The sequence below is a fragment of the Cyanobacteria bacterium FACHB-DQ100 genome (assembly GCA_014695195.1).
Classification (GTDB): Bacteria; Cyanobacteriota; Cyanobacteriia; order Leptolyngbyales; family Leptolyngbyaceae; genus Leptolyngbya.
In genome coordinates this window covers 1-10,159 of record JACJNW010000038.1, presented here as the reverse complement: position 1 = coordinate 10,159, position 10,159 = coordinate 1, and the positions used below count along the sequence as shown (strand labels likewise).

Here is a 10,159-nt window from a genome sequence, read left to right as displayed (position 1 = left end):
GGATTTGCTGTATTTAAGCCCAAGGCTTCTTCGGTACGATCGTCAAACGTATGAATCGCAGAAAACACGCCTAAGAGCTTTTCTGGTGGGGTTGAGCCATTCACCGCAGCATTCATCTGCTCCTCGGTGTAGACTACCGTGTAGCCTAAAGACTGTGCTAGCTCGATCAAGTTAGTACTTGGGCGACGCTCTGGGCGGCTTTCACTGGCATCTAATTCAGCCGTGACGTGAAAGCCGGTCGTTCCTTTGGGGAGCATGTAAAGCTCACCACCCCCCAAAATCACATCCGTACCAGAGCGAATCACTTGTTCAATGATTTCAGAAAACTTGTCTCGCGATCGGATATCGTCACCTAAACGATTTGTGGTTTCAGCCGCAAAGGCAGCAGAGCCTGGTTCTGCCAAATGTCCGGATTGAATCAAAGCAGTTGCTTTTCCAGCGTCGATCGCTTCTTCGAGAATTGTTTTGCCAGCTTTACCAGACAGTGGGACAATCTCGGTGTTATCTTCCTCCAGACCAAAGGATTCATCAAACACCTTAACACCATTGGCGTGAGTCACAGCACCCGCGTTGGACGTTCCAGTCAGCTGGTTTTCCATGTGTCCCAGGTAAACACCAGCGTTGGACATCATATCCCAGTTCAATCGACCGTCTGGCCCTTTGTCGATATTACGTACCGCCATGTAGTGCGAGGGGCTAGTGCCATCTGGGTGAATAAAGATGACGTTCCCTGTGTCTTTCGTTGCAGCCGGAGCCGGGGTAGGAGGCGTAACGCGAGTGGGCAATTCAGTATTGAACAGCGTCTCGTACATCAACTCGTACATGCCTGTGTTATCCACAGTGGCAGGTAGCTTTTCTGCATTCAGTCCGTGAGCTTTGCTGACGATCGAGCCGCTAAAGTCAGGCGTTCCGACCCAGCCTACAGCAAAGGGAAAAGCATCGCCACTTGCATCAGGAGCTGCAACGAAGGGCGTAGTGTTTGCTCCGGTTTGACCGTCAAGGGGAACAGGACGGGTTGAAGTGGTGAGATTGGCATTGACAGTTCCAACAGGTGCAGCGGGATCATCGCGATCGGTGGTTTGCAATCCGCCTGCATCACTATCTGCGGCGGTTAACAGCAGGGTATTGGAATACTTATTCACAAAGTTTAATGCAATCCCGATCGCTGCATCTGCGCGGCGAACGCCTTCGATTGTTCCAGCCGCGTTGTTGTTGTTGCCGAAGTTGTCGGAGCCTTCTTCTTCGACGATCGCAATGGAGCCATTGTTGAAGTTGGGGTGCTGTTCCATCAACTTCTGGGTGACATCCAACATTTCACCGACCGTTGGAGCAGTTTCAACGTAGAGCGGTTGCCCACGTTGAGCTAGAACTTCTTCAGGTCGATCGTTAAAGGTGTGGACTGGAGCAAAGACTCCTAACACTTTGGTTGGGGGTGTCGGGTACTTGGTGGAATCGAGCAATTCGTTAAGCTGTTCCTCGGTATACACCACGGTGTAACCTAGGCTCTTTGCTAGCTCAATTAAGTTTTCAGAAGGACGTTGCAGCGCGTTGGTACTTAGAGCATCATACTCAGCAGCCGTGCCGTGGAAGCCACTTTGCCCCACGGGGATCATGTTTAGTTCACCGCCACCTAAAATAAAGTCTGCACCAGATAGAATCACTTCTTTAGTAATGTCTGCTAATCGTTGACGAGGGGGAATTCGCTGACCATTGACAGTGATCTCGCCAACTTGAGCCACGAATGCAGCCGTACCGGGTTCATAAGCTGCTCCTGACTGAACTAAAGCGGTTACTTTATTCGCAGCGATCGCTTCTTGAACGATTGTTCTACCTGTGTTGCCAGATAATGACTCAACGGGAGAACCATCGGCATCAAGACCAAACGATTCTGCGTAGGTTTTTGCACCTGTTGCGTGGGTTACGGCACCGGCATTAGAAGTTCCTCCTAACTGGTCTTCCATGTGTCCTAAGTAGACACCTGCACGATCAAGATTGTCCCAGTTTAATCGTCCATCAGGACCTTTATCGATGAAGCGGGTAGCTGCGAAGTGAGAAGGACTTGCACCATCTGGGTGAATGAAAATAACGTGATTACCAGTTGTCATAGTGTCTCAAGGGGAGATTGTATATTGAACTGCTGAGGAACGGGTCTGTACGAAAGCCTGAAAAATTTCCACATAAAACTTTCCAACGGCTAGTAAGCGTTGGAACATGAAAAGAATGGGAAAAGCCCGATCGAGATATGAGTAAGCAGCGGCTTAATAGTGATGTGAGCCTTTCATTTCTTAATCTCAGATGTTTATCTAAGCTCTAAGAGAAATTACTAAAGCTTCAACACCCCCAATTCCACACTAAACAATTCCACACTAAGGTTAAGGCTGGTCTAAGGTTTGCTTGTTAATCAGATAAGCTATGTCAGAGAAAATGATAATTGGTAGGACATGCACTAGAACTATACTTTGGCAACTCTCTTAAGTTAAGTAGCTATCATCCAGAAACACTTCGATAAAGATCCTATGCCTGCTGCAGTGACGATTATTCGTAGCATTGAGTGAGTGATACCTCAAACACATCTGCGAATGCGATCGCAATTTCTCGCTTCACTTCCTCGATCATAATTCCTGGTACAAACTGCTCCAAACTTCCCACAGCCTTATCTGCAATGCCACACGGCACAATGCGATCGAATCCACTTAAGTCAGGATTAACATTCAAAGCAAAGCCGTGCATTGTGATCCAACGGCTGACTTTGATGCCGATCGCGGCTAACTTTCGATCTTCTACCCATACTCCGGTCAGTCCCGGAATTCGCGTTCCCATTAACCCATAGACTGCTAACACACGAATAATCACTTCCTCTAACTGCCTGAGATACCAATGCAAATCTTTTTGATAGTAATTCAAGTTCAGAATCGGATAGCCTACAACCTGACCAGGACAGTGATAAGTCACTTCTCCGCCGCGTTCGATGCGATGTAGCTCATACTCAGATTGATTTGGATCGAACTTGAGAAATCCTAAATCTGAACCTTGACCCAATGTATAAACTGGAGGGTGTTCCAATAATATTAAAACATCATTAAGGTCGGGGTTTTGTTTCCGGGCATCAGCTAGCGATCGCTGCCACTCCCAAGCCAGTTTGTAAGGCATTAAACCTTGAGTGTAGAGAAGACACGATCGCATCTACGTATTAATCCTCAAACATTTCACTCTGGATTACTTTTACAAAAAAATCAAGCGGAATCAAGATGAAATTACCGAACATTTCAAATCAAGAATTGTCAACAGATGCAAAACATTTTTAACCAGATGGTTTGCTCCAATACAAAGTGCTAGTGTGAAGTTAATCACCCACCACTTCACGGGAGGAAATAGCTTATATGAAGCTTGTGATCCAGGGAAAGAACATCGAGATTACAGATGCAATTCGAGAGTACGTTCATCAAAAAATTGAGAAAGCGGTGAGCCACTATCAAACCCTCACAACTGAGGTCGATGTTCATCTCTCTGTTAGCCGCAACCCCCGTCTGGTTAAGCAGATTGCTGAGGTTACGATTTACGCAAATGGAACTGTTGTCCGAGCAGAGGAAGGGAGCGAAAATTTATACGCGAGTATTGATTTAGTTGCAGATAAAATCGCACGTCGTTTAAGAAAATACAAGGAGAAACGATCGAACCATCGCCACGACAAATCTGTTGCAACCGTGGACGATCAGCCGATGATTGAAGATCTGAATCTCGATCGAGAGCCAGAACTTCCAGCGCAAGTTGTTCGCACCAAGTATTTCTCTATGGCGCCGATGACCGTGGATCAAGCGATCGAGCAGCTTGAACTGGTGGGACATGATTTCTATATGTTCCGCAATGTCGAAACGGGTGAGATCAACGTCGCCTATGAGCGCAATCACGGTGGATACGGTGTAATTCAGCCCCGAAATGGCAACGGACACACCCATCAAAACGGACACCAAACCCAACAAAACGGCAGTGGTAAACACACAAGCGACAATGTTGAATCGCTTATAAGATAACAAAAGGGGGTGCGTTCAATCGCGCCCCTTTTTGTTAGGACAGTTTTATTAAGACAATCTGAGGTTTTGATGTAGCGAATCAAAACAGTTTGATAATCCAACATTATCAGTTCTCAGGTTGAACAATCTTTTTCTTTCAACAAGAGCAGATATTTTATCAATCGCTTCAATTTAGGTGCTGAACAGTCTTGATTTTCACACTCTTCACGGTGAAGAATTGAGCCTATGTTTCTGCACTTTGAATTGAAATAAAGATTGCTATTTCTATTCATGCGATCGCACTGGATACGATCGCGCATTCATTTACTTCTAGGAGGATGGTATGCAAAGTAATTCGATTGGCATCCGAAGCGTGGCGATCGTAGGCCCTTACCTCAGCGGCAAAACGACTTTACTAGAAAGTTTGCTTTGGGTCACAAATGCGGTTACTCGCAAAGGCACAGTGCAAGACAAAAATACAGTCGGAGATAGCAGCCAAGAAGCCCGCGATCGCCAAATGACGGTTGAATTGAACACGGCTTATACCACTTATGAAGGAGTGCGGTTTACGTTCCTCGATTGTCCCGGTTCGGTTGAATTTGCTCAAGAAGCACTGAATGCACTAATCGGTGTGGATGCGGTTGTTGTGGTGTCAGAACCTTTAGTCGATCGCGTTCTCACCTTGTCGCCATTGTTCAAATTCTTGGATGATTGGGAAATTCCGCACTTAGTTTTCTTCAACAAGATGGATCGCGCCGATGTGGACTTTATGGAAGTTCTACACGCGCTGAAAGCGGTTTCAAGTCGTCCATTGGTGCCGCATCAATACCCGATCGGACGCGGAGAAACGCTGACTGGCTTTATCGATTTAGTCACAGAACAGGCTTATCACTATCATCCGGGTGCGCCTGCTGAGCCGGTGGCTTTCCCCGCAGACCTCAAAGACCAAGAGCAACTAGCGCGGATGGAAATGCTCGAAACCTTGGCAAATTGGGATGATCATCTCTTAGAAGAACTCCTCGAAGAAATCGAGCCACCCCAAGACGAAATTTTGCAAGACTTGAAGATGGAACTGGGCGCAGATTTGATTGTGCCTGTGTTCTTTGGCTGTGCCGATCGAGATTTTGGTGTACGACCTTTGCTCGATGCCCTGCTACGTGAAACGCCAGAACCAGAAACGATCTCAGAGCATCGTGGCATCAAAGCTGGCAACACCGAAATTGCTCAAGTGCTGAAAACCTACAATACTCAACAGGGCGGTAAGCTTTCGCTGGTTCGAGTGTGGCAGGGAACAATCACCGATGGCATGACCTTAAACGGAGTTCGCATTGGTGGAATGTACCGCTTGATGGGTCAGCAACAACAAAGTGTCAATGCGGCTCAAGCAGGGGAGATTGTTGCACTGGCTCGGATGGAAGGAATTAAAACTGGAGATACACTCACTACTGGACAAGCGCTCTCACTGCCGAGGCCAGAGCAAATCAAACCTGTCTATGCAATGGCAATCCAGGCAGAGAAGCGCAATGATGAAGTGAAGCTCACTGGAACATTAGCGAAACTGCTTGAAGAGGACTGTGGTATCTGTTGGGAGCAGCATGGCGATACGCATGAAATCATCTTGTGGGGACAAGGTGAAATTCATCTGCAAGTGGCGCTCGATCGCTTACGCCGCAAATACAATCTGCCCATGACCACGCATCTACCGCAAGTTCCCTACAAAGAAACCGTCCGTAAATCGATTAACTCACACGGGCGCTACAAACACCAGACCGGTGGACATGGACAGTTTGGAGATGTGTATCTCGATATTCAACCTGTCACGCGTGGCGAGGGCTTCCAGTTCGGTGAGAAGATTGTTGGCGGTGTGGTTCCCAGGCAATACATCCCTGGTGTTGAAATGGGAGTGCGAGAATATCTCTCACATGGCCCGCTTGGATTCCCGGTGGTTGATGTTGCCGTGACTTTAACTAATGGCTCCTACCACAACGTTGATAGTTCAGAGCAAGCGTTTAGACAAGCGGCTCGAATTGCAATGCAAGAAGGTATGGCGAAATGTGAGCCTGTGTTGTTAGAACCCATTGTTAAAGCGACAATTTCAGTTCCTTCAGACTTCACCTCGAAAGTGCTGCGATTGTCGAGCGGGCGGCGGGGGCAAGTGCTGGGCTACGATGCCAAAGATGGCTGGGTCGGTTGGGATGATGTGATTGTTCTACTGCCGCAAGCTGAGATGCACGATTTGATTGTGGAACTACGATCGCAAACCATGGGAGTCGGCTTCTTCCAGTATGAATTCGATCATCTACAAGAAGTCCCCGATAAGTTAGCGGAGCGAGTTTTGGTGACAACCGGACACAGCAACGGGAATCGATCGAAGTAAGCCTGGTTGATATTTTGCTTGGAAACACTACTGAGCGATCGCAAGGTGAGCCGATCCGTCTACCTCTGTAATTGAAAAGTTCAAATTGAAAAGTTCAAACCCGTAGTTTTGTCATTCATACGCTACGGGTTCTTTTTGTGTCACATTAGCAGTATGTGATGTTTTGTGAAGCGCTAATGGAACTCAAAGTTTTACCGAAACAGGCAATTCTGGCAAAAACATTTCATTGGATTAATGTTGTCAGCCTGTTTGTCATGCTGACGAGCGGCTTGCAAATCTACAATGCCAATCCGGTATTTGGCGGTAGAGCAGGAATTCCAATTCCGCCGCTCTTTACGCTAGGCGGCTGGCTTGCAGGCGGGCGAGATTGGCACTTCGCTGGAATGGGATTGTTTTCGCTGAACCTGCTCTGGTATGGAATTTATGTCGTCGTAACGCGACGGTGGAAGCATCGATTCGTGGGCACAAACGATATCAAAGCCCTGCAAACCGGAAAAAACCCAAAGCGAAAATATTACGCATGGCATCGGGTTGCTTACACGGCGATCGTTCCCATCCTGCTGCTTGCGATTCTGAGCGGCATTGGAATGTATAAACCTGCTCAATTTCCCTGGATTGTCGAGATGTTTGGAGATTGGCAGGCGTTAAGAATTGTGCATTTTTCTAGCGTTCCGACCGTGATTGGATTTGCGATCGTTCATTCCGTTCTCGCGCTCAAAGTTGGTGGCTCTCGCTTGATTGATTCAATGTTTTGGTAGTCGTAATGCAGAATTTTTCGCGGCGTGAATTTCTCAAAATTGCTGGAGTTTCAAGCTCAGGATTGATTCTTGGTGGCTGTGGCGTTCCGATTTTTGCCGATATGGTGGGTGCAGCCACAGAACCGCTCAATCAAAAATTCGAGGAACTATTATTTCAGCCTGAAAAACCTGTTCCTGAATTTGCAGTCAGTCAAATCGAGCCAAATCAGCTTATTGTCAATACGTTTGGCTTTACCCCTGTCCTTGATCCAGCAACCTTCCGATTAATTATTGATGGCGAAGTGAATCAGCCGTTATCACTGAGCCTGAACGACATTTACAAATTACCGGTGACCTCGATGGTCATTCGTCATGTCTGTGTGGAAGGATGGGCAGCGATCGTGCAGTGGGGCGGAGTGCGGCTGCGAGACTTGATCCAACTGGCGCAACCGAAACCGGATGTTAAATATGTTTACTTTCAGTCCGCCGATCGCTATTCCGAAAGCTGGGACTTACGATCGTGCCTGCATCCTCAAACACTGATGGCGTACCAGAAAAACGGCGAACCCCTGCCGATTCAAAACGGGGCACCTTTGCGGGTAGCTTCCCCGATTAAACTGGGATACAAGCAGAGTAAATGGGTAACGCGAATTACCTTAGTCAATCAACTCGGACGATCGCGGGGCTATTGGGAAGACCAAGGTTACGAATGGTTTGCCGGATTGTAACCCGAAATCTGAAGACAATCGGGAATCCCGCCCTCCATTGTTTGCTGTGAGCGATATGCTGAAACACAGATTTGAGGAAACTTCATGCCCTGGCAGCGTCCAGACGGTCGGCAACCCGATCAACTCCGTCCCACCACTTTCACCCGTCGATTTACTAAATTCTCCGCAGGTTCGGTTCTCGTTTGCTGTGGAGATACTCAAGTGCTTTGCACCGCCAGCGTCAAGCCTAAAGTGCCTCGATTTCTCGAAGGTAAAGGGCAAGGCTGGCTCACCGCAGAGTACCGGATGCTACCGGGAGCGACCCCCGATCGTCAAGAACGCGAACTGCTCAAACTCTCCGGACGCACCCAAGAAATTCAGCGCCTGATCGGCCGCAGTTTGCGATCGGTGCTCGATATGACAGCACTCGGAGAACGCACGATTACGATCGATACGGACGTGCTGCAAGCCGACGCGGGAACCCGTACCGCTGCTATCACAGGTGCATTTGTAGCGCTGCATGATGCGATCGACTCGTTGATTCAGTGCGGCGACCTCGATCGCTCTCCGATTCAGCATCAAGTCGCCGCCGTTTCGATCGGTTTAATCGAAGGCGATGCGTTTCTCGATTTGAATTACCCTGAAGATGTCACTGCTGACATTGACTGCAATGTGGTGATGAATGATGTCCTAGAAATCATTGAAATTCAGGGCACAGCAGAGCAGGGCAGCTTCACCCGCCGACAATTAGATCAAATCATGGATCTTGCCGAAAAAGGCATCAAAGAATTGTTAGAATTGCAACGGCAAACGCTAGAGATTCATCCCAGTCATTAAAATCCACGCAACAAACTGCTGCGATGTGCCAAATGTTTCAGCAGAGTTCAGGAAAAATACAAAGAATCGCCGCTAAAAAGACACGTATCATAAGTACAGTTAAAAACTGAGACCACTAGCCCCGCGATCGAGTCAACGCATCGGAGTATGTTTCAGCAAGAGCATCTGTCAGTTAACAGTAATCTTACCGTATTGAACCACGTCCAAAGGTGGTTCGAGGGATTTTGGCATCAGCATGACCCTCACTTTCCCCGTCGCGACAATCAGCTTCACCGTCTTAACCTCGCTTTGGCAGAAGGATTCACGAATGCAGTGCGCCACGCTCATTCCGGACTTTCAAATGACACCTCGATTGACATTGAGGTCGCCCTACACGACGATCGTATGGAAATCCAGATCTGGGATTGGGGACAACCTTTTGATCCCAACAATATCCGAGAACCCCAGCCCGGAACTCTACAGGAAGGAGGATATGGCTGGTTCTTGCTGCGCCGCTTAGCCGATGAAGTGAGCTACGATCGCCAGGGACAGCGGAACTGCCTCAGAATTGTAAAGTACACTCCCGAAAGTCGAACGGCTCAGGTGTCGAATTCGTGTTGACGGGGCTAGACTAGAAAAATAGAGACGCTTTTTCAGTGGCATAAGCGTCTCTTGACCCGCTATAGTTTCCCTGCACTATAGTTTCCCCGTATTATAGTTTTTCACACTGTCCCACAGGCAAAAGGCAACTCATGATGAAAGGCTCCCGCAACCTCGCGCAATCACTGCCCCTCACTAAAGCGAAATCCAAAGTGACAAAAGCTGCGCTTGTGGGCTGGCTGCTAATTCAGACTGTGCTGATGAGTGCTCCGGCAATGGCTCAAGCCCGCCAGAACTTGAACTATACGGGATTGCTAAAAAAAATTGATGCAGGTGAAGTCGAGCGAGTCGAAATTGATGAAGCTCAGAGCATTGCGCGAGTCCGTCTCCAGGGACAGAACAAGAACGAGCCACCGATCGAAGTGCAGCTATTAGAGCGCAATCCAGAACTAATCGATCGCCTCCGCAAGAATAAGGTATCTTTCGATTCTCAGCCCACCGCCGATAATAGCGTCGTTGTAGGACTGATTGCGAATCTACTACTGTTTATGTTGCTGATTGCTGGATTGCTCTTGATTCTACGTCGATCGAGCAATTCTCCGGGTGGGCCTGGACAGGCGATGAACTTTGGTAAGTCTCGCGCTCGATTCCAAATGGAAGCCAAAACGGGGGTCATGTTCGATGATGTCGCAGGCATCGAAGAAGCGAAAGAAGAACTTCAAGAAGTCGTCGCTTTCCTAAAGAAGCCAGAACGCTTTACGGCGGTAGGAGCGCGAATTCCGAAAGGTGCGCTGCTGGTTGGCTCACCCGGGACCGGAAAGACGTTGCTGGCTAAAGCGATCGCAGGTGAAGCAGGTGTTCCGTTCTTCTCGATCTCTGGTTCTGAGTTCGTCGAAATGTTCGTGGGTGTGG

Annotated in this window: 9 protein-coding genes; 7 read left to right on the top strand and 2 right to left on the bottom strand. The window is 48.2% G+C overall.

Annotated features, from left to right (window positions below; translation table 11 throughout):
• Positions 1–2,105, bottom strand: a 2,105-nt coding sequence (locus H6F51_22025; GenBank protein MBD1825148.1) for an alkaline phosphatase, incomplete at its 3' end; no start/stop codon positions are given.
• A gap of 430 nt (positions 2,106–2,535) precedes the next feature.
• A complete protein-coding gene (gene lipB, locus H6F51_22020) occupies positions 2,536–3,183 on the bottom strand; it encodes a lipoyl(octanoyl) transferase LipB (protein ID MBD1825147.1) in 648 nt (215 codons plus the stop codon).
• 197 nt (positions 3,184–3,380) lie between these two features.
• Between lipB and raiA the strand changes: the two genes are divergently transcribed.
• The 7 genes from raiA to H6F51_21985 all read left to right on the top strand — a co-directional run.
• Positions 3,381–4,031, top strand: a complete 651-nt coding sequence (raiA, locus tag H6F51_22015; GenBank protein MBD1825146.1) for a ribosome-associated translation inhibitor RaiA — start codon at positions 3,381–3,383, stop codon at positions 4,029–4,031.
• 322 nt (positions 4,032–4,353) lie between these two features.
• Positions 4,354–6,387 (top strand): elongation factor G, encoded by a 2,034-nt coding sequence (locus H6F51_22010; protein MBD1825145.1) that lies wholly within the window; start codon positions 4,354–4,356, stop codon positions 6,385–6,387.
• A 176-nt stretch (positions 6,388–6,563) separates the two neighbouring features.
• Positions 6,564–7,145, top strand: a complete 582-nt coding sequence (locus H6F51_22005) for a cytochrome b/b6 domain-containing protein (GenBank protein ID MBD1825144.1) — start codon at positions 6,564–6,566, stop codon at positions 7,143–7,145.
• 5 nt (positions 7,146–7,150) lie between these two features.
• Positions 7,151–7,852, top strand: a complete 702-nt coding sequence (locus H6F51_22000) for a molybdopterin-dependent oxidoreductase (protein ID MBD1825143.1) — start codon at positions 7,151–7,153, stop codon at positions 7,850–7,852.
• 84 nt (positions 7,853–7,936) lie between these two features.
• A complete protein-coding gene (gene rph, locus H6F51_21995; GenBank protein MBD1825142.1) occupies positions 7,937–8,668 on the top strand; it encodes a ribonuclease PH in 732 nt (243 codons plus the stop codon).
• Positions 8,669–8,815: 147 nt separating this feature from the next.
• The gene (locus H6F51_21990; GenBank protein MBD1825141.1) at positions 8,816–9,268 is read left to right on the top strand and encodes an ATP-binding protein; all 453 of its coding nucleotides are present in this window, start codon (positions 8,816–8,818) and stop codon (positions 9,266–9,268) included.
• A 131-nt stretch (positions 9,269–9,399) separates the two neighbouring features.
• Positions 9,400–10,159, top strand: a 760-nt coding sequence (locus H6F51_21985; GenBank protein ID MBD1825140.1) for an AAA family ATPase, incomplete at its 3' end; no start/stop codon positions are given.

Coding starts and splice junctions, on each gene's coding strand:
- raiA (MBD1825146.1), top strand. CDS start 3,381: ATGAAGCTTGTGATCCAGGGAAAGAACATCGAGATTACAGATGCAATT.
- lipB (MBD1825147.1), bottom strand. CDS start 3,183: ATGCGATCGTGTCTTCTCTACACTCAAGGTTTAATGCCTTACAAACTG.
- H6F51_22010 (MBD1825145.1), top strand. CDS start 4,354: ATGCAAAGTAATTCGATTGGCATCCGAAGCGTGGCGATCGTAGGCCCT.
- H6F51_21990 (MBD1825141.1), top strand. CDS start 8,816: ATGTTTCAGCAAGAGCATCTGTCAGTTAACAGTAATCTTACCGTATTG.
- rph (MBD1825142.1), top strand. CDS start 7,937: ATGCCCTGGCAGCGTCCAGACGGTCGGCAACCCGATCAACTCCGTCCC.
- H6F51_22005 (MBD1825144.1), top strand. CDS start 6,564: ATGGAACTCAAAGTTTTACCGAAACAGGCAATTCTGGCAAAAACATTT.
- H6F51_22000 (MBD1825143.1), top strand. CDS start 7,151: ATGCAGAATTTTTCGCGGCGTGAATTTCTCAAAATTGCTGGAGTTTCA.